The organism is Lentzea sp. NPDC055074 (genome assembly GCF_053608005.1).
This window is the reverse complement of sequence record NZ_JBSGUQ010000003.1, coordinates 258952-278653: the sequence shown is the minus strand read 5'-3', so window position 1 is coordinate 278653 and position 19702 is coordinate 258952. Positions and strand designations below refer to the sequence as shown.

Below are 19702 nucleotides of genomic sequence, written 5' to 3'. Positions count from 1 at the left end.
TCCCGGCACCTAGCGTGCTGATGGTGTACCGCAACGAGATCAACGGCAGCGTGTACGGCCTCTCCGTCCAAGCCGGGCAGATCATCATCACCTCCGGCTCAGAGGTCACCGACAGCCCGGCACCGCTGGCCAAGGCCCTCAACAAGGCCACCGTCGTGGTCAGGTCTCCCACCGGCGTAGGGCGTGGGGTGCGAGTCGGCAGGAGCCTGGTGCTCACCCTCTCCTCCCTGGCACCGCAGGCACCGCGGATCCCCGGTCACCCCGATCTCGCCCTCGTGGAGTGCGCGGCGAACGACGAGATCTTCGCCTGCATCAGGCCGGCTGAACCGATCGAGGCGTTCCGCACCGTGCTCGAACGCGTGCCGGGCGCTCCTGTGCTCAACCGTCTCACCGGCGAGGTGTGCGCCCTGGTGACGGGCCCGAACAGCGTGACTTCGGTACCCGACCTGCCACTCGATCCCGATCAGGGGTGGCTCGACCTGCTGCAGCTCGAACAGCTGGCGGAGAGCGGCAGGCAGCACCTCACACCGGTGCTGCGCAAGTACCTCCACGCGGTGCGCCTGCTCGGTCAGCACCACGAGTACGAACGAGCCGAGACGGTGGCGCCGGACCTGCACAAGATCTACCTCGAGCGGTGGGCGAAGAAGGACGCTGACGAGGACGAGACAGAGCTGCTGGAGACGATCGATGCGGACGAGTTGCTCACGACCCATCCCAACTCGCAGATCGTCGCTGAACCAGGCCTCGGCAAGTCCAGCCTCATACGGCATTTCGCCGCTCAGACAGCGGACGCGTTGCTGACAGGGCGCGGCAGCACCGTGGTGCCTGTGCCGATCACGGCAGACGCCTTCCGCGGCAAGCTCCTTCCCGAGGCACTCGCCGGAGGCGTTCTGGCCGAGCCGGACCTGACCAGGCAGGAACTCGTCGGCCTGTTCCGCGATGAACCACTCGCCGACGTCAGATGGCACATCCTGGTCGACGGTCTGGACGAGGTCATCGACCCGCAGCTGCGCGCGAACGTGTTGCGACAGATCCGTCAGATCCGCCAGAACCCCAAGTACGTGGTCACACTGACCAGTAGGCAGCTGACACCGGTGGACGTCAAGCGGTTCCACGACCGCGGGCACCCGACCTACGTTCTGAAGCCGTTCCGCGACGAGGACCTGAAGCGGTTCGTCTCCGCATGGCTGGCCCAAGAAGGACGACCGGCGGACGAAGCGGCGCAGCTGGTCGTCAGACTGCGCAGGACGAAGCTCGAAGAGCTGATCTTCGTGCCGCTGATCGCCACGATGGTGTGCGATCTGTACTGCGCGGCTCCTGACGCAGACCTGCCGCGCGACCAGACCGAGCTGTACCGGCGGTTCGTCGAGTGGCAGCTCTCCAAGGTGTCCCAGCACGACCTCGGCGCCCGCCTCAGGCAGTGGCAAGCCAGGACCGGGTATTCCGCGGAGCAGACCGCAGCCGAGATTCGGGACAAGCTCGAACCACTCCTGCGCGAGATCGCGTACGGGTTGCTGACGATCGCACCGGAGCCCACAGTGCTGGACATCGCGGTGTCCCGCCATACGGGTGCGGACCGCGGCGCCCTCGACGAGGCACTGCGCATGAGTGGCCTCGTGGTGGCACGCGGGCAGGAGCTCGAGTTCCGCCACCGCACGATCGCGGAGTACCTGGCCGCCTGTCATGTTCTGAACACCCGGCCCAAGCCTCATTGGTTGCTCGAACCCAGTTGGGGAGCCAGGTGGGAATGGCCGGACCTCGGTATGAAGGTGTTCCTCGCGGCGCTTCTGGTCAAGGACGGCAAAGACATCCGCAGGCAGCTGCGGCACCTCATGTGGCTCCCGTTCCGCAAAGAGCACATCGGTTTCATCGCTGCCCTCGTACGACACGGCGTGGATCTCGACGAGAAGGTGCTCGCTTTGGCTGTGCGACGGCTCAGCAGGGCCATCAGGTCTCCGTCAACCGGAGACGAGTGGCAGCGGACGGTTCAGTGGCTGCACGAGATCGACGCCGACGCCACGACCGCGGTGCTCAGGCAAATGGCCGAGGAACCCGGCAAACTCAGTGCGAACCGCCGCTTCGAAGCCGTCCGGTACCTCATCACCATGAACGCGCCGGAGAACGTGAACGCCGTGACCAGCTACCTCAAGAGTCCAGACGTGCGGCCGATCGAGCGCAGCAGCGTGAACAAGCTCCTGGCCGAAGTGGACGAGAAGCTGAGCGCCGAGGTGTTCGCGAAGGTCGCCTTCGAGGCTCCTGGAGCTGAACAACGTTTGCAGGGCATCGAGTTCGTGCTGCACTACGACGTCGGCCAGGGACTGCAGCTCGCGGCCGGCTTCGCCCGGCACACTTCCAACAGCGACGCGCTTCGGACTCGCTCCATGAACCTCGCGTCCGGACACGACGAGGCGCTCGGTTTCGTCTTGTGGAGCGAGTTCATGGTCACGGCTCGTCTGCCGGAATCCAGGGCACAGGCCATGGAACTGCTGTACGAGCGGGATCCTGTGGAGACCGCCAGGCAGCTGGAGACCGCCAGGAAGAATCGGGAGAACCCCCCTGGCCATCGGCACGAGTTCGCCGAGTTCCTGGTGCGGCGAGCGGGAAAGCCGGAAAAGCTCCTGCTGGAGACGGCCGAGCATCACGCGGTTCCCGCCGAGCAAAGGGTCCACGCGGCTCTGCTCAACAAGACCACCGACCCTGTGGGAGCGGCCGCGATCATCAAGGACGTCATCCGGCGCCGCAAGCCGGACGATCCCGCCCTGATGAAGAACATCGGGCACCTGCAGTCGATCTCGAAGCCGGATGCCGTCGACGTCCTCTGCGAGGTGGCCAAGGACAGGCACGAGAACGACGACCTCCGGATGGCCGTGGCGGAGCAGGTGGCGGCGCAGGCCGCGTTGGACCTGCACGAGCACCTCGCGGGCGACCGGACGCTGTCCGACGCCAACAGGGTGGTGGCCGCTCGCAGGCTCATGCGGCTCGGGCAGTCTCGGGGCGTCGCCGCGCTCGTGATGATCGCTCTGGACGGGAACGTGAGCTCTGCGCAGCGGATGGAGGCGGCCAAGCACGCGAAGGCCCAGAGTGACGAGGCCGGCTACCGTGCGTATGAGTCCATTGCCGAGGACCGGCACGTCAAAGCCGTGAATCGGGTCGAAGCGGCAGTCCAGGCGAAGAAGGCCAACGCGAGCAAAGGTGCCCGGCTGCTGCAGGGCCTGGCGCGGGAGAAACTCGACGGGGAGGCGCAGCTCGCCCTCGCCTCCGCGGTGGACAAGATGAGCGCCAAGCGGATCCTCCACCAGCTCGCGGCCTCGTCGATCGCGACCAAGCACCGGTTCGCCGCGGCCAAGCGACTGCGCTCTGTCGCCGGCTCCAAGGAGGCCGCCATCGCCTACAAGGCCATTGCGGAGAGCAAGACCGTGAACTACTCCCAGCAGATCGAGGCGCAGAAGGAGGCCGACCGGCTGGGCGGTGTCTGACATTGCGATCAAGGCCGTGGCGTCGTACTGTCCAGACTAAGTTCAAGCATTGAACGAATGAGGTGGATGATGAGCACGCCCACTCCGGCGGACAAGTTCTCCTTCGGTCTGTGGACCGTGGGCTGGCAGGGTCGCGACCCGTTCGGTGAGGCCACGCGCCCCGAGCTCGACGTGGTCGAGGCGGTGCACCGGCTCGCCGAGCTCGGCGCGTACGGCCTGACGTTCCACGACGACGACCTGTTCGGCTTCGAGGCCACGCACCGCGACCAGCAGATCAGCCGTCTGCAGGGCGCGCTCGCCGAAACCGGGCTCGTCATCCCGATGGTGACGACGAACCTGTTCAGCCACCCCGTCTTCAAGGACGGCGGCTTCACCAGCAACGACCGCGGCGTGCGGCGGTTCGCGCTGCAGAAGGTGCTGCGCAACATCGAGCTGGCGGCCGAGCTCGGCGCCAAGACCTTCGTGCTGTGGGGCGGGCGTGAGGGCTCCGAGTACGACGTGGCGAAGGACGTGCGGGCGGCGCTCGACCGGTACCGCGAGGCGATGAACCTGCTGACGCAGTTCGTCACCGACCGCGGCTACGACATCCGGTTCGCGCTGGAGCCGAAGCCGAACGAGCCGCGCGGCGACATCCTGCTTCCGACCGTCGGGCACGCGCTCGCGTTCATCACCTCGCTCGACAAGCCCGAGCTGGTCGGCCTCAACCCCGAGGTCGGGCACGAGCAGATGGCCGGGCTCAACTTCGTGCACGGCATCGCGCAGGCGTTGTGGCACGGCAAGCTGTTCCACATCGACCTCAACGGTCAGCGCAGCATCAAGTACGACCAGGACCTGGTCTTCGGGCACGGCGACCTGATGAACGCGTTCGCGCTGGTCGACCTGCTGGAGACCGCCGGGTACGAGGGTCCGCGGCACTTCGACTACAAGCCGTCGCGGACCGAGGACATCAAGGGCGTCTGGGACTCAGCCAAGGCGAACATGGCCACCTACCTGCTGCTTCGCGACCGTGCGGCGGCGTTCCGCGCGGACCCCGAGGTGCAGGAGGCGCTGGCCGTGGCGGGCGTCGCGGAGCTGTCGCAGCCCACGCTGAACGCCGGCGAGTCCTACGATGACCTGATCAAGGACACCGGATTCGACCCAGACCAGGCGGGCGAGCGCGGCTACGGTTTCGTGCGGCTCAACCAGCTCGCCCTCGAGCACCTCACGGGAGCACGCTGACATGACGCTCGTCGCCGGTATCGACTCCTCGACGCAGTCGTGCAAGGTCGTGGTTCGCGACGCGGAGACCGGCAGGCTCGTCCGGGAGGGCCGCGCGGCCCACCCGGACGGCACCGAGGTCCACCCCTCGCACTGGTGGTCGGCCCTGCAGTCGGCGCTGGAGGGCGCCGGGGGCCTGGCCGACGTGTCGGCGGTGAGCGTCGCCGGTCAGCAGCACGGCATGGTCTGCCTCGACGAGGACGGCGAGGTCGTGCGCGAGGCGTTGCTGTGGAACGACACCCGTTCCGCGGCGGCCGCGGCCTCGCTGACGAACGAGCTGGGCGCAGCGGAGTGGGCGTCGCGCATCGGCCTCGTGCCGGTCGCGTCGTTCACGATCACGAAGCTGCGCTGGCTCGCCGAGCACGAACCGGCCAACGCGAAGCGCACCGCCGCCGTCTGCCTGCCGCACGACTGGCTGACGTGGCGGCTGCGCGGCACCGGCCGGCTCGACGACCTGGTCACCGACCGCTCGGACGCGTCCGGCACCGGCTACTTCGACTCGGTCTCCAACACCTACGTGCCGGACCTGGTCGCGCTGGCGCTCGGCCGTTCCGGCGTGCTGTTCCCCCGCGTGCTGGGTCCGGCGGAGTTCGTCGACGGCCCGGTCCGCCTCGGCGCGGGCGCCGGGGACAACGCGGCGGCCATGCTCGGTGTGGGCGGCGGCGCGGACGTCGTGGTCTCGCTCGGCACGTCCGGCGTGGTCACGGCCACCGCCGACGTCCGCGCGGAGGACCCGTCGGGCATCGTGGCGGGGTTCGCCGACGCCACGGGCCGCTACCTCCCGCTCGCCTGCACGCTGAACGCCGCCCGCGTACTCGACGCGACGGCTCGCATGCTCGGCGTCGACCTCACCCGCCTGAGCGACCTGGCCCTCTCCGCCCCCGCGGGCGCCGAAGGCGTCGTGATGGTGCCGTACCTCGAAGGCGAACGGACGCCGAACCTGCCCGACGCGACGGGCGCGTTGCACGGGCTGACGCTCTCCAACGCCACGCCCGCGAACATCGCGCGTGCGGCGGTGGAAGGCATGCTCTGCGGCCTCGCTGTCGGCCTCGACGCACTGGCCGAGCAGGGCGCGGACGTCAGCGGTGTGCGGCTCGTCGGAGGAGCCGCCGTCTCACCGGCCGTGCGCGAGATCGCGCCGACGGTGTTCGGTGTGCCCGTGACGGTGCCCGCGCCGGGCGAGTACGTGGCCGACGGCGCGGCACGGCAGGCGGCCTGGACGCTGTCGGGCGGCGCCACCCCGCCGGAGTGGACGCTCGCCGAGAGCAGCCGGTACGAGGCGGACTCGGCGCCGGAGGTGCGGGCGCGGTACGGAGACGCGGCGCAGCGATACTTGAGTCGATGACCACCGTCGACCACCTGCGCCAGGTCCGCCTGGGCAACCTGCGCACGGTCCTGCTCGCCCTGGTCGACCGGCCCGGCTCCCGGGCCGACCTCGCGGCCCGCACCGGCCTCACGAAGGCGACCCTGTCGAACCTGACCGAACCGTTGCTGGCCAACGGGATCCTCGTCGAGGAACCCGCGACGCTGGCCGGCATGGGCAGGCCGTCCAAACCGCTGCGCTTCCACCCGGACGGACCGGTGGCGGTGGGCGCCGAGATCAACGTCAGCCACCTCGCCGTCGAGACGCTCGGTCTCGACGGCGCGACGCTCGAACGGCGCCTCGTGCCCGCCGACATGCGCAAGGCGACGCCCGACGAGGTGCTGGACCGGGTCACCGAGCTGATCCGCGAGGTCACCGGCCCGCGACGACTGCTCGGCGCGGGCCTCGCGATCCCCGGCGTCGTGCACGACGGCGCCATCATCAGGACCCCCAACCTGCCCCGGCTCGTGGGCACCAGGCTGGCCGAGGGCCTCGGCGCGCGCACGGGCCTCGACGTCCAGGTCGACAACGAGGCCAACCTCGCCGCGCTCGCCCACCTGTGGCCGCGGCACCTCGCGGGCGAGGACTTCGTGCACGTCACCGCGGACGTCGGCATCGGTGCGGGAATCGTGGTCAACGGTGAGGTCTACCGCGGGGTGAGCGGGTTCGCGGGCGAGCTCGGGCACGTCGTGATCGAACGCGACGGCATCCGGTGCACCTGTGGCAGCCGGGGTTGTGTCGAGCGGTACGCGGGCCTCGACGTCATCCTGCGCGAGGCGGGACGGCGGCGGCTCGACTCGTTGCGCAAGGCGCTCGAGGCCGGTGACGCGAGGGCCCAGAGCGCTGTGCGCAAGGCCGGCGAGGCGCTCGGGGTCGGACTCGCGACCCTGATGAACCTCTTCGACGTGCCGACGGTCGTGCTCGGCGGCAGTTACGCCGTGCTGTACGACCACCTCCGCGAGGCCGTGCAGTCCGAGATGGACGGCAGGGTGCTCGCGGGCGGCGAACGGCACACCCGGCTGCTCGGCTCGCCCCTGGGCGAGTTCGCGGTCGTCCGGGGTGCGGCGGGACTGGTCACGAGGCGCGCGGTGCAGCAGCCCGAGCGGCTCTTCGCCTAGCCAGGCCGCCGAACACCAGTGCGGCCACGCCCACCACCAGCGACGCGTAGCCGCCGACGATGCCGTAGCCGGTGCCGGGACCGCCCTCGGCCATCAGCACGACGACCAGGCCGATCACCGCGCCGAGCGCACCCAGCACCACGGCCCACGGACCGCGTCGCCTGAGCGCCAGCAGGCCCAGCGCCCCGACAAGAACACCGATCAGCGACAACGTGCGTCCGGTGGTCATCTCATAAGCAGCGGAAAGCAACATGGGCACCAGCCAACCCCCGAACCCGCCTCAGGTCGTCGTGCCGGCGTGGACACCCGAGTACTACGGGCGCAGTACTCCAACAATGCTCCCGGCGAACGATCTACCAGCGCGAACGGAGGTTTAGGGTGCACGCATGACCAAGCGCTGGCTGGACTGGGCGATCGCCGCGGGAGTGGCGGCGAGCCTCGTCGTGGCCGGACACCCCGCCACCGGGCCCGGTTACGTGCTGCTGGCCGCGAGCGGGCTGGTGCTCGTGGCACGCCGGACGGCGCCGAGGACCGTGCTGGTGGCGACCGGAGTCCTCGCGCTCGGCTACCAGGCCACCGGCGCGGACGTGCCGGTGATCGCGTTCCTGTTCGCCGTCTACGCGGCCGTACGGGCGGGCCACCGCCTGTTCACGCTCACAGGGTCCGTCCTGATGCTCGCCACCCTCCCCCTGGCCGCGCTCCTCTCGCCACGCGACCTCACCACCTACGAGGCGTTCGCCCAGACCCGCGACGTCCTGCAGATCGCGTGGCTGATCGCCGCCGCGGCCGCCGGTGAGGCGCTCAGGCAGGCCGAACGCAGGGCCGACGAGGCCGAGCGCACGAAGGAGGAGACGGCGCGCAGGCGTGCGAACGAGGAACGCCTGCACATCGCCCGCGAACTGCACGACTCGCTCACGCACCAGATCTCGGTGATCAAGCTGCAGGCGGAGGTCGCCGTCCACCTCGCCCGGAAACGCGGCGAGGACGTGCCCGAGTCACTCCTCGTGATCCGCGACGCGGGCAGGGAGGCCGCCCGGGAGCTCCGCGCCACGCTCGAAGCCCTGCGCGACGACGACAAGACCCCGCCGCACGGCCTCAAGGACGTCCCCGGCCTCGTCGAGCGCGCCCGGTCCACCGGCCTGGACGCCGAGCTCACGATCGAGGGCAGCCACGACGACGTGCCGGCGGCGGTGGAACGCACGGCGTACCGGATCGTGCAGGAGTCGCTCACGAACATCTCCCGCCACGCCGCCGCCGCGACCGCGCGCGTCCACATCGACTACCGCCCGGACGCGGTGGTCGTCGAGGTCGACGACGACGGCGAGGCGACGCCGAAGAACACCGAACCCGGCGTCGGGCTGCTCGGCATGCGCGAACGGGTCACCGCGCTCGGCGGCCACCTCCAGGCAGCGCCCCGCACCGAGGGCGGTTTCCGCGTGCGGGCCGAGCTCCCCGTGGCACAGCCGTGATCCGCGTCCTGCTGGTCGACGACCAGCCGCTCATCCGCAGCGGGTTCCGCGCACTGCTGGAGGCCGAGGACGACATCGAGGTCGTCGCCGAGGCCGCGACGGGCGTGCAGGGCGTCGAGCAGGCGCGGTTGCACCTCCCGGACATCGCCCTGGTCGACATCCAGATGCCCGAGATGGACGGCATCGAGGCCACCAGGAAGATCGCCGCCGACCCGTCGTTGACGAGCACGCACGTCGTGATCCTCACCAACTACGGCCTCGACGAGCACGTCTTCCACGCGCTGAAGGCGGGCGCGGCCGGGTTCCTCGTCAAGGACGTCCAGCCGGAGGACTTCCTGCACGCCGTCCGGGTCGCGGCCCGCGGCGACGCGCTGCTCGCCCCGTCGATCACGCGCAGGCTGATCGACCGGTACGTGAGCCAGCCGCCACGGCCGGACCAGAGCCTCGACCACCTCACGAACCGCGAACGCGAGGCCGTCACGCTCGTCGCTCGCGGCCTGTCGAACGACGAGATCGCCGCGAGCATGGTGATCAGCCCCTTCACCGCGAAGACCCACGTCCACCGCGCGATGACGAAGCTGCACGCCCGCGACCGGGCCCAGCTCGTGGTGATCGCCTACGAGTCGGGCCTGGTGGTCCCGCAGATCTCCGACCGCGGGTAGCCGTCGGCGCAGATCCGGGCCTCGGCGGCCGCGGTGGTCAGCGACCAGCGGATGATCCGCGAGTCGTTCGCGCCGGACACCAGCTCGTCCTCGCGCGTGAACGCCACGGCCTGCACCGGCCCGCCGTGCCCGGTCAGCGTGGTGCCCGAGCGGGTACCGAGGTCCCACACCACGACCGCGTCGTCCTCTCCCCCGGACGCGAGCGTGGCGCCGGAGGGGCTGAACGCCAGCGCCACCACGGGCGCGGAGTGGCCGGTCAGCGTCATCAGCTCGGCACCGGTGGCCACGTCCCAGACCTTCACCGTCCGGTTGGCGCCCGCCGTCGCGAACCGCGTGCCGTCCGGGCTGACCGCGACGTCCCGCACGTCGCCCTGCCCGGTGCTGACCCGTCGTTCGAGCCTGTCGCCCGCGAGATCCCACAGCATCGCGCCACCCGCGGGGTCGGTGGAGATCAGCAGCCGCCCGTCGGGCGTGAACTCCAGGGCGCTCGCGATGTACGGGCCGCCGGAGAACGCGCCTTGCTCCAGGTCCGGCAGGCTCCACCGGAAGCGCCCGAGCGACGCCGTGACGAGACCGCGCCCGTCCGGCTGGAGCTCGATGTCGGTCGACGCCCCGAGCCCGTTGTAGGACAACGACGACAGCCGCTCGCGCCGGGCGACGTCCCAGAGCGAGATGGTGTGGTCGCGGGTCAGCGCGGCCAGCCGGGAGCCGTCCGGGCTGAACGACACCGACTCCACCCGGTCGGAGTGACCATCCAAAGTGGCCAGTGCGGTGCCGTCGAGGTCCCACAGCCGCACGGTCGCGTCGTCACCGGCCGACGCGACCGTGCCGTGGGAGACGTCGATGTCGTTGATGCCGTCGGAATGCCCGGTGAACGGCGGCACAGCGTCCTCGCGCACGGCCACGGTCCGGCCGAAGCCGCCGGACACGAGCAGCGTGCCGTCCCGGCCCAGCGCGATCGCCCTCGACTCGGTGCGTCCGCGGTCGCGGTACGTCGTGATCGGCCGGCCGGTCCTGATGTCCCAGACGGTGATGAGCCCGTCCTCGTCCGCCACCGCCATCCGGCCGCCCACCGGCGCGGACGCCTCCCACGCGTATGCGCCCTGCTTCGGCAGCTCCGACAGCAGCCTCCCGTGCACGTCCCAGAACTTCACGCCGTCGCGCAACGTCGCGGTGCCGATCGTCGTGCCGTCGAAGACGACGTTGTTGACCTCCAGCGAGGGGATCTCGCCGATCCGCGCGCCGGTGGCGACGTCCCACACCAGCGGGCGCTCCTTGCCGTTCGCGGTGACGAGGACCGAGCCGTCCGGGCTGAACGCCAGCGCGTTCACCTCGACACCGTGCCCCTGGAACGTCCGGCTGGTCCGGGTGGCGACGTCCCACACCTCGACCGCCCCTCCGGCGACACCGACCGCGAACGACGTCCCGGCGGGGTGGAACGCGAGTCCGGCGGTGATCACGTCGAACTGCCGGGAGAACACGGCTTTCCCGGTCGTGAGGTCCCACACCACGACATCACCGCGGCTGCCGCCGAGCGCCGGGAGCGAGGCGTTCGAGGCGAGGAACCTGTCGTCCGCGCTGAACTCGGCCTGCCTCGCGTAGCCGCCGTCGGTGAACGTGTTGTGGTCGGCGAGCAGGAGCTTCCTCGACCGGGTCCGCAGGTCCCACAACGTGACGTGCCCGTCCCGGTCGGCCGTCGCGACCACGTCGCCCCCGTGGGACACGGTCACGTCCAGCACCGGCGGGCCGTCGGCGTTCAGCTCGATGCGGCGGCGAGGCGCGGAAGCGGTGCTCAGCAACGCACCTCGGGTGTCGGCGTCCGCGTACAACCGGTAGGCCTGCATCGCGAGCGGCCCGGCGAGGTCGGGTGCCGTGTCGACGAGGTCCCGTGCGGAGAGCGCGGTCTGGTGCGCCTGCTCGATCCGTTGCCGCAGCTGGGCTTCCCGCGACTGCCACCACGCGACGCCTCCGCCTCCCACGGCCAGCAGGAGCAGCACGCCCATGATCGAGACGAGCTTGGTGAGCAAGCGGTTGCGGCGCTTCACCGCCACCTGCTCGGCTTCCTCCCGCGCGCGGCTCGCCTCGAGGAACGCCTCCTCCGCCGCGTTCAGCTCGCCGGGGTGGTCCTGCGCCCAGGCGGACGCGGTGACCAGCTGCGCGCCCCGGTAGAGCGCGCCCTCGTCGCGGTCGAGCTCGCTCCACGTGTGGGCGGCGGCGGTCAGCCTGCGGTGGACCAGCAACGTCGAGCGGTCGTCGGACAGCCAGCGCTGCAACCGCGGCCAGGCCCGGATCAGCGCCTCGTGGGCGATCTCCGCGGTGTCCTCGTCGACCACGATCAACCGCTCGGAGACCAGACGGCCGAGCACACCGTCGATCACCGGCGCCTCCGCGATGCCGTCGAGCTCGCCGCGGCGGATCGGCCGCCGGGTGTCCTCGGTGCCGTCGCCGAACGCGGTGAGCCGGACCAGGATCCGCCGCATGGCCAGCTGTTCGGTGCTGTCCAGGTCGCCGTGGGCACGTTCGGCGGTCTGCGCGATCGCCCCGCGCACCCCGCCGCCGGCCCGATACGCGGCCAGGGTCAGTTCGGTGCCGGATCGTTGCCACGTCTCCACGAGCGCGTGCGACAGCAACGGCAGCGCGCCCGGTTCGGCGTCCACGTCGGCGAGCACGGTCGCGAGCAGGTCCGCGGCGACGGACAGCCCGCTCATCGCCGCCGGGCGCAGCACGATGTCGCGCAGGTCGGCGCTCGACGGCGGACCGACCAGCACCGTCGCCTCGTCCGCCAGCGCCTGCACCAGGCCGGGGTGCTGGGTGACGTGGGCGAGGAAGTCCGCCCGGACGCCGAGCACGACGCGTGTGCGGCGGTGCGGGCCGTGGGCCGCGTCCAGCAGCACCCCGATGAACTGTGAGCGCTCACTGTCGTTGGCGCACAGGGTGAACAGCTCTTCCAGCTGGTCGACCACGAGCAGCACGCGGACGTCGTCGGGGCCGTTCGCGAGCGCGTTGCGCACCTCGACGTCGAACGCCGCCGGGTCCGCGCCGAGGTCGGGTCGCTTGCCGGTGAACGACGCCAGCGCGGCGGTGAGCGCTTCCAGCGGGTGCGCGGTCGGCGTGAGGACGATCGGCCGCCAGGCCGCGCCGAGCCCGCCGACGACGCCGGCCCGCAGCAGGGAGGACTTGCCGCTGCCGGACGCGCCGAACACCCCGACGACCGGATGGCGGTCGATGCGCCGCGTCACCAGGCCGACGAGGTCGTCCCGGCCGAAGAACCACGGGTGGTGCTCCGGCTGGTACGCCATCAGGCCGCGGTACGGGCAGTCCGCGCGGGCGACCTTCGGCGGCGCGGGTTCGTGCACCGGAGCGCCCCGCAGCATCGTCTCGTGCAGGCCGCGCAGTTCGGCGCCGGGTTCGATGCCGAGGTCGTCCACGAGCCGTTCGCGCGCCCGCCGGAACACCTCCAGCGCCTCCGCCTGGCGTGACGCGCCGTAGAGGGCGGTCATCAGTTTGGCGTGCAACGGTTCCCGGTACGGGTTCGCCTCGGTGAGCTCGGCCAAGGCACCGATCACCTCGGCGTGCCGGCCCAGCGCCAGCTCGGCTGCCGCACGCGCTTCCGCGGCACGCAGCCGGGCCTCCTCGAGCCGCGCGGCGAACTGGCCGGGCAGGTCCGGGTAGGCCGGGCCGCGCCACAGGGCGAGCGCCTCGGTGAGCAGGCCGGCCGCTTTGGCCGGGTCTCCGTCCACGAGCGCCTGGTCGCCGTCCGCGGCCAGCCGGCCGAACAGGTCCGCGTCGAGCTCGCCGGGTTCGACCGCGAGCTCGTAGCCGCCGGGCCCGCGGGTGATCCGGTCGCCGAGGCCGAGCGCGCGTTTGAGTTGGTAGACGTACAGGCGGACGTTCTCCTGCGCGGACGCGGGCGGGACCTCCCAGAGCACCTCGATCAGCCGTTGCGCGGAGACGGGGGTGTTCGCGTGCCGCACGAGCATCGCGAGCAGGGTCCGTTGCTTCGCCGACCGCAGCGGGGTCTCCCCGCCGCCCGACACGACGATCGGACCGAGCACCCGGAACCGCACGCGCCCCTCCCCCATGATCGGCGGAACGGTAACAACGACCTCGCGTTATACGCACCCGATACGCGGAAATACGGCCCTTTGCCGACAGTTCCGGGATGTGCGAACCATCCATGTCTCACTGTCGCTGCGCAGCACGCTGCTGGCCGACAGGATCTCGTCCCGCCTCGCCGCCGTGCCGTGGGCTGGCCCAGGCACTCCCGCCGACGTGACCGTCGTCGACGCCTCCCGTGCCGCCGGGCCCCGGACCGTCGCGGTGCTGCCGTCGTTCGACGCCGTGGAGCCACTGGTGCGTCTGGGGGTCACCGGCCTGGTGCTCGCGGACGACCCTCCCGAGGACATCGTGCGGGCGGTCCACGACGTGCACCGGTTCGGCGGCTGGGTGTCACCGCGGCTGGTGTCATCGCTGCTGCCCGGTCCCCCGCCGGCGTCGCTGACCGTGCGCGAGCGGGAGACGTTGCGGCTGGTCGCCGAGGGGCGGGAGAACGCGGAGATCGCGGCGGCCATGTTCATCACGGTGAGCGCGGTGAAGTACCACGTGTCGAACCTGCTGAGGAAGTTCGGCTGCCGCGACCGCACACAACTGGTCTCGCGACTAGGGCGTCCGCCGGCGCTGCGTTCCTAGCGTGCAGCCCATGAGAATCCTCGTTGCCGCCCTGATCTCGTTCGGGGTCCTGATAGGTCTCGTCAGCCCCGCCCAGGCGGCGCTGCCGTCGTGGCCGAACGTGAAGGAGGGCCAGAACGGCGCGAACGTGCTGACCGCACAGCACCTCCTGCGCCACCGCGGTTACAACATCAGCGCCGACGGCGACTTCGGCCCGGCCACCGAGGCGGCGGTCAAGCAGTTCCAGAGCGCCAACGGCCTGTCCGCGGACGGCCAGATCGGCCCGAACACCTGGCCGAAGCTCGTCGTGAGCGTCAAGCAGGGCAACAACAGCAACGCGGTGCGCGCCGCCCAGGTCCAGCTCAACCGGTACGGCTACGGCCTGGACGAGGACGGCGACTTCGGCGGCGGCACGCACAGCGCCGCGGTGGCGTTCCAGAAGTCGAAGAGCCTGACGGCGGACGGCATCGTCGGCCCGAACACCTGGCAGACCCTGGTCGGCGGCTCGGGGTCCGGCGGCGGTGGCGGCGGCACGTTCAGCCTGCCGCTCGCCAAGAGCGCCCTGCCGCGCAGCGAGTACGACGACCCGCACCACGACTACCCCGCCATCGACCTGCCGGTGAACAGCAAGCCCGCCTACGCGATGGTCACCGGCACCGCCTACCGCATCAACGAGCCCAACGGCTGCGGCAACGGCCTGCGGATCGTCAAGAGCGGCGTCGACTACATCTACTGCCACTTCTCGTCGTGGTCGGTCTCGAACGGCACCTCCGTGAAGGCGGGTGACCGCGTCGGCACGACCGGCAACACCGGCAACTCGACGGGCCCGCACCTGCACATCGCGATCAAGATCAGCGGGACGTCCTACTGCCCGCAGAACTTCCTGCTCGCGATCTACGACGGCCGGACGCCGCCCGCGCCGTCGTCGCTGCCCCGCACGGGCTGCTTCTACTGACCGGTTCGTGACACCGTCGATCGTGACACCGTCGAGGCGGGCCCGCGGGTCCGCCTCGATGTCGTGGGCCTCACAGCCGGGCGACCTCCGAGGTGGCGAGCAGGAAGGCCCCCACGGCGAAGTTCGCGGTGTCGTTGGCGCGCACGGGCTGGTGGTCCGACGGCTGCTGCCCCACGCCCTGCACGTACCCGAGCCGGCCGCTCGGTTGCAGGGCCAGCCTCAGCATCCCGTCCCAGCCCTTCAGCGCGACGGACCGATAGGTGGCGTTCAGCAGACCGGACCGCACGCCCCACGCCAGGCCGTAGGTGAAGAAGGCCGTGCCGCTGGTCTCCGGGCCCGGATAGTTGTTCGGGTCTCCGAGGTTGACGTTCCAGAAGCCGTCCTGGCGTTGCACCTGGGCGAGCCTCGCCGCCATCTGCCGGAAGTCGGCCTCGTAGCCCGCGCGGTACGGCGAGGTCCGCGGGAGCACCTGGAGCACCTTGGCCAGCGCCGCGATCGCCCAGCCGTTCCCGCGCGACCAGTAGATGTTCTTGTTCACGAACTTGCCGTCCCGCCACCACACCCCGTTGTTCCACAGCCGCTGACGGGTGGAGCGGTAGAGACGGTCGCCGTAGTCCGCCCTGCCCAGCCGCGCGAAGATCGGCAGCGCCATGTGCAGCGCGTCGACCCACCACCAGTAGTCGGTCCGGCCGGTGGCGATGGTCGCGTCGATCTCCCGCACGATCGCCGCCCGCCTGCGCGGTTCCGGGTTGTCCTCGTACAGGTCGAGGTAGGGCTGGCCCGCGGCCTGGTGGTCGGCGAAGTGCGGGTTGCCCGACTGGGACTTGAGCCCGAAGCCGTGCCGGTTCGCCCAGCTCAGCGTGTAGTCGCGGTACTTCGTGTCGTTCGTGGCGCGGTACAGGGCCATGACGCCGCTGTGCAGGGTCGCGTCCTGCCAGTCGTTGCCGCCGAGGGCCTGCGTGCGGATCCAGTAGTCCGCCGCCAGACGCCCGGAGTCGAGCGGACCGGCCAGGGCCTGTGCCGTGCCGGAGCCGAGAAGGGGCAGAGCCGAGGCCCCGAGCAGGAACGAACGCCGCCTCACCATCAGGTTCTCCAACCTGTGACATGGGCGGCGTCGGCTCCCATTAGAGCGGGGACTTCCGCGGTGGGCCAGGGTTCGGCGAGATCCCGGTACGCGGTGAGCGACCCCACAGCCCGTCCGGAAACACCATGACCGGTGCCGCCGTTGTACAGGTTGGTCGGTGCGGTCCGTGTCCCCCGGGCCTCACCTCATCGCCTTCGCGGAAGACCGCACGGCTGGTACCGCGTCGAGCCACTCGCCGAGAGGCGACCGATCGCATCGACCTCCCCAAGCTCGCCCTCGGGCCGTCGCTCTCCCCGACAGACTGCCCGAGGGCGTCCTGGTCGGCGCGGATCTCTCCTGCCGCGCCGACCTCCTGCTTCGCCGAACCTTGTTGCCTGACATGGAATTGCGTCACTGCGAGAGTGACTCGACACACAGCTTCTGTTGGAACGCAACAGATGCCCGGTGCGTCTACCAAGTGCTTGACCTGATTTCTGTTTACAGCCAAGAATTCTGAACGTAAGTTGGTGACCGGGCACACAGGTCACCCTGGAACACAACGGATGCCCACTCCGTTGAACAGGACAGTCGGTGCGGAACGAGTCCCCGGGCCCCAACTCAAAGCCTTCACGGGATACCGATTCAGCTGGAACCGCGTCGTGCACACCGCCGAGAGGCGACCGCCGCACCGACCCCAAGCCACGCCCTCGAGCCGGACACCCCCAGACGGCTCGAGGGCTTTCCTCCCCATCTCCACCCTTGCAAGCCAACAACTCCACGGTGACCGGCCACACAAGACACCGTGGAACACACCAGAACCCCGCGCTGTTGAACAGAACGGTCGGTGCGGAACGAGTCCCCGGGCCCCACCACAGAAGCCCTCGCGGCACACCGTTCACCCGGAACCGCGTCGAGCACACCGCCGAGAGGCGACCGCCGCACCGACCCCCACGCTTCGCCCTCGGACCGTCACACCCCCCAGACGAACCGAGGGCCTTCCGCCCCCAGGCTGCCGTCCTCCCCCAGGCAGCGTGGGGGCTTTCTTCTGTTCAGGGTCAGGCGAACCCAGGCAGCGCCCGGGCTTTCTCCTCTGCGGATCAGGTGACGCCCGCAACCAGGGAGCGCGGGGGCCTTCACCCTCTTCGGGGGTCGGGCGACCCCGGCGACCACGCAGTGCGGAGGCCTTCGCCTCCGCAGAGATCAGGTGCCCCCAGCGACCACGCCGTGCGGGGCCCTACGCCTCCACAGAGATCAGGCAGCCCCGGCGACCACGCAACGCCCGGACTCTCAGCTCTGCAGAGGCAGGCGGCCTTGGCGACCAGCCAGCGCGAGGGCCTTCACCTCTGCAGGGATCGGGCGACCCCGGCGACCACGCTTTGCGGGGGCTTCTCCTCCGCAGAGGTCAGGCGCCCCAGCGACCACGCAGTGCGGGAGCCTTCACCTCCACAGAGATCAGGCGCCCCAGCGACCACGCAGTGCGGGAGCCTTCACCTCTGCAGAGGCAGGCGGCCCTGGCGACCAGACAGCGCGAGGGGCCTTCACCTCTGCGGAGGTCACGCGCCCCCGGCGAGCAGGCAACGCGGGGGCCTTCTCACCTACGCGTCAGGCCACCCCGGCCGCGATCAGCTTCTTCCAGATCTCGCCCTGGTCGACGACCTCGACGCCGAGCTTCTCCGCCTTCGTCAGCTTGCCCGCGCCCACGCCCTCGCCCGTGATGAGCAGGTCGGTGGTCGCCGAGACCGACGAGGCCGCGGTGGCGCCGGCCCGTTCGCACATCTTCTGGAACGTCGGGCGGGTGACCTTCTCGCCCGAGCGCGGGTCGCTGATGGAGCCCGTGATGACCACGGACTTGCCTTCCAGCGGTGCGCCCGCGACCACGACCGGGGGCAGGTCCTCCTCGCGCACCTCCAGCGAGACGCCGCGCTCCCGCAGGCGTTCGATCTCCGGGCGCAGGCGGGCCAGGTGCGCGTTCAGCGACTCGGCGACCTTCTGGCCGATGTCCTCGACCGCCACGAGCTTCTCGACGCCCGCGTCGGCCACGGCCTCCAGGGACTCGAAGCCCGCGCGGCACAACCTCGCCGCCGTGCCTTCCGAGGCCATCGGGATCGACAGGCCGATCAGCGCGCGGCGCAGGCCCACGGACCGGCTGCGGTCGATGGACTCGATCATCCGCGTCGCGGAGACCTCGCCGACGCGGTCGAACTCCAGCAGGCGTTCCTTGGTGAGCGTGTAGAAGTCGGACGGGTTCACCAGGTCACCCGTCTCGGCCAGGCGCTCGATCCACACCTGGCCGATCGCGTCGATGTCGGCGGCGGCGCGGGACGACCAGTGGATCAGGCGGCGCACGGTCTGCGCCGGGCAGGCCGCGTTCGTGCAGAACAGCTCGCGGCTGTTGCCCTGCTCGGTCAGCGGCTGGTCGCAGGACGGGCACTCCGACGGCGGGACGATCTCCTGCTCCTCGCCGGTGCGCTTCGACTCGTCGAGGACGCCCGCGACGAACGGGATCACGTCGCCCGCGCGGCGGACCAGGACCGTGTCGCCGATCTTGATGTTCTTCGAGCGGATGACCTCCTGGTTCGCGAGCGTCGCGCGGGTGACGGTGGTGCCGCCCACGAACACGGGCTCGAGCCACGCGACCGGGGCGATCTTGCCGGTCTTGCCCACGTCCCACACGACGGCCTTGAGCACCGTCGTCTTCTCCTCGGCCGCGAACTTGTAGGCGATCGCGCCGCGCGGGGACGACGACCGGGTGCCCGCGGCGGCGAACGCGTCGCGGTTCGCCAGGCGCAGCACGGCGCCGTCGAGGTCGTAGTCGAGCGTGTTGCGGGCCGTCTCGATGCCGCCGATCAGCTCCTGCGCCTCGGCGGCGGTGGAGCAGTGCTCCATCTCCGCGACGCTGAAGCCCAGCTTGCGCAGGCCCGCGTCGAGGTCGGAGTCGGCACTCTCCGGCTCGGTCGTCAGGTCGAACGCGAAGAACTGCATGCGCCGCCCCTCGACCGCCTTCGGGTCCTTGGCGCGCAACGTGCCCGCGGCCGCGTTGCGCGGGTTGATCAACGGCTTGTCCGGGTGCGCCGCGTTGTACTTGTCGAACGTCGAGCGCAGCATCACGCACTCACCGCGCACCTCGACCCGCCCCGGCGCCTCGACCTTGTCCGGCACGCCGTCGCACAGCGCGCGCGTGAGGAACGTGACGTCATCGCCAGTCGTGCCGTCGCCACGGGTGACAGCGCGCGCCAGGCGGCCGTTCTCGTACACGAGCGCCAGCGACAGGCCGTCGAGCTTCGGCATGACGACCACGGGCTGACCGGGGAACCGCGCGAAGAACGACTCGACCTGCTCCGGCTTGTTCGCCTTCTCCAGCGACAGCATGGGCCGCGAGTGGCGCACCGGCGCGTGCAGCACCGAGGGCGCGCCCACGTGGTCGAGCGGGTTGTCCTCCGGCGCGAGCTTCGGGTGCTTCGCGACCAGGGCGCGGAACTCGTCCTCGATCGCGTCGTACTCCGCGTCGGCCACCAGCGGCTCACCCTGGTAGTACGCGTCACGCAGCTCGACGATCCTGGCGGCGAGCTCCTGAATCCGATCCCCAGCAGCACTCATGGACGGGACGTTACCGGGCACCACCGACAAAAATGGACGGTCGTGCCTGGAGCACCGCTCGAGCCCCGCTGGAG

General features: G+C 70.7%; 12 protein-coding genes. 8 read left to right on the top strand and 4 right to left on the bottom strand.

Annotation, left to right across the window (positions count from 1 at the left end; genetic code table 11):
* Positions 1 to 23: 23 nt before the first annotated feature.
* The 4 genes from ACWF7A_RS08490 to ACWF7A_RS08475 all read left to right on the top strand — a co-directional run bounded on the left by ACWF7A_RS08490 (position 24) and on the right by ACWF7A_RS08475 (position 7214).
* The gene (locus ACWF7A_RS08490; protein WP_452249788.1) at positions 24 to 3476 is read left to right on the top strand and encodes a hypothetical protein; all 3453 of its coding nucleotides are present in this window, start codon (positions 24 to 26) and stop codon (positions 3474 to 3476) included.
* A gap of 66 nt (positions 3477 to 3542) precedes the next feature.
* Entirely contained in the window at positions 3543 to 4694 is a 1152-nt protein-coding gene (gene xylA, locus ACWF7A_RS08485; protein WP_452250153.1) for a xylose isomerase, read from the top strand.
* Position 4695: 1 nt separating this feature from the next.
* Complete coding sequence (xylB, locus tag ACWF7A_RS08480) at positions 4696 to 6078, top strand: xylulokinase (protein ID WP_452249787.1); 1383 nt, start codon at positions 4696 to 4698, stop codon at positions 6076 to 6078.
* Positions 6075 to 7214 carry an ROK family protein gene (locus ACWF7A_RS08475; protein WP_452249786.1) on the top strand — a complete coding sequence of 380 codons (1140 nt, stop codon included), beginning with the start codon at positions 6075 to 6077 and terminating at the stop codon, positions 7212 to 7214. Before xylB ends, ACWF7A_RS08475 begins: the two co-directional genes overlap by 4 nt.
* On the opposite strand, the gene ACWF7A_RS08470 is transcribed toward ACWF7A_RS08475, so the two are convergent.
* Positions 7171 to 7467 (bottom strand): DUF6223 family protein, encoded by a 297-nt coding sequence (locus ACWF7A_RS08470; protein WP_452249785.1) that lies wholly within the window; start codon positions 7465 to 7467, stop codon positions 7171 to 7173. The two genes, ACWF7A_RS08475 and ACWF7A_RS08470, sit on opposite strands and share 44 nt — an antisense overlap.
* Positions 7468 to 7600: 133 nt before the next feature.
* On the opposite strand from ACWF7A_RS08470, the gene ACWF7A_RS08465 reads away from it, so the two are divergent.
* Positions 7601 to 8683: a sensor histidine kinase gene (locus ACWF7A_RS08465; protein WP_452249784.1), complete on the top strand. Its 1083-nt coding sequence runs from the start codon at positions 7601 to 7603 to the stop codon at positions 8681 to 8683.
* Positions 8680 to 9345, top strand: a complete 666-nt coding sequence (locus ACWF7A_RS08460; RefSeq protein ID WP_452249783.1) for a response regulator — start codon at positions 8680 to 8682, stop codon at positions 9343 to 9345. The genes ACWF7A_RS08465 and ACWF7A_RS08460 overlap by 4 nt, the downstream gene beginning before the upstream one ends.
* On the opposite strand, the gene ACWF7A_RS08455 is transcribed toward ACWF7A_RS08460, so the two are convergent.
* The gene (locus tag ACWF7A_RS08455; RefSeq protein WP_452249782.1) at positions 9300 to 13427 is read right to left on the bottom strand and encodes an nSTAND1 domain-containing NTPase; all 4128 of its coding nucleotides are present in this window, start codon (positions 13425 to 13427) and stop codon (positions 9300 to 9302) included. The two genes, ACWF7A_RS08460 and ACWF7A_RS08455, sit on opposite strands and share 46 nt — an antisense overlap.
* An 82-nt stretch (positions 13428 to 13509) precedes the next feature.
* Here ACWF7A_RS08455 and ACWF7A_RS08450 point away from each other — a divergent pair, with 82 nt between their 5' ends.
* Both ACWF7A_RS08450 and ACWF7A_RS08445 read left to right on the top strand, forming a co-directional pair.
* Positions 13510 to 14034: a helix-turn-helix transcriptional regulator gene (locus tag ACWF7A_RS08450; protein WP_452249781.1), complete on the top strand. Its 525-nt coding sequence runs from the start codon at positions 13510 to 13512 to the stop codon at positions 14032 to 14034.
* A 10-nt stretch (positions 14035 to 14044) separates the two neighbouring features.
* Positions 14045 to 14968, top strand: coding sequence for a peptidoglycan-binding protein (locus ACWF7A_RS08445; protein ID WP_452249780.1), 924 nt, complete (start codon positions 14045 to 14047; stop codon positions 14966 to 14968).
* A gap of 70 nt (positions 14969 to 15038) precedes the next feature.
* On the opposite strand, the gene ACWF7A_RS08440 is transcribed toward ACWF7A_RS08445, so the two are convergent.
* Together ACWF7A_RS08440 and ligA are read right to left on the bottom strand one after the other, a co-directional pair.
* Positions 15039 to 16052 carry a glycoside hydrolase family 88/105 protein gene (locus tag ACWF7A_RS08440; RefSeq protein ID WP_452249779.1) on the bottom strand — a complete coding sequence of 338 codons (1014 nt, stop codon included), beginning with the start codon at positions 16050 to 16052 and terminating at the stop codon, positions 15039 to 15041.
* A 1581-nt stretch (positions 16053 to 17633) separates the two neighbouring features.
* The gene (gene ligA / locus ACWF7A_RS08435) at positions 17634 to 19628 is read right to left on the bottom strand and encodes an NAD-dependent DNA ligase LigA (RefSeq protein WP_452249778.1); all 1995 of its coding nucleotides are present in this window, start codon (positions 19626 to 19628) and stop codon (positions 17634 to 17636) included.
* Between the last annotated feature and the right edge of the window lie 74 nt (positions 19629 to 19702).

Coding starts and splice junctions, on each gene's coding strand:
- xylA (WP_452250153.1), top strand. CDS start 3,543: ATGATGAGCACGCCCACTCCGGCGGACAAGTTCTCCTTCGGTCTGTGG.
- xylB (WP_452249787.1), top strand. CDS start 4,696: ATGACGCTCGTCGCCGGTATCGACTCCTCGACGCAGTCGTGCAAGGTC.
- ACWF7A_RS08475 (WP_452249786.1), top strand. CDS start 6,075: ATGACCACCGTCGACCACCTGCGCCAGGTCCGCCTGGGCAACCTGCGC.
- ACWF7A_RS08470 (WP_452249785.1), bottom strand. CDS start 7,467: ATGTTGCTTTCCGCTGCTTATGAGATGACCACCGGACGCACGTTGTCG.
- ACWF7A_RS08465 (WP_452249784.1), top strand. CDS start 7,601: ATGACCAAGCGCTGGCTGGACTGGGCGATCGCCGCGGGAGTGGCGGCG.
- ACWF7A_RS08455 (WP_452249782.1), bottom strand. CDS start 13,427: ATGGGGGAGGGGCGCGTGCGGTTCCGGGTGCTCGGTCCGATCGTCGTG.
- ACWF7A_RS08445 (WP_452249780.1), top strand. CDS start 14,045: ATGAGAATCCTCGTTGCCGCCCTGATCTCGTTCGGGGTCCTGATAGGT.
- ACWF7A_RS08440 (WP_452249779.1), bottom strand. CDS start 16,052: ATGGTGAGGCGGCGTTCGTTCCTGCTCGGGGCCTCGGCTCTGCCCCTT.
- ligA (WP_452249778.1), bottom strand. CDS start 19,628: ATGAGTGCTGCTGGGGATCGGATTCAGGAGCTCGCCGCCAGGATCGTC.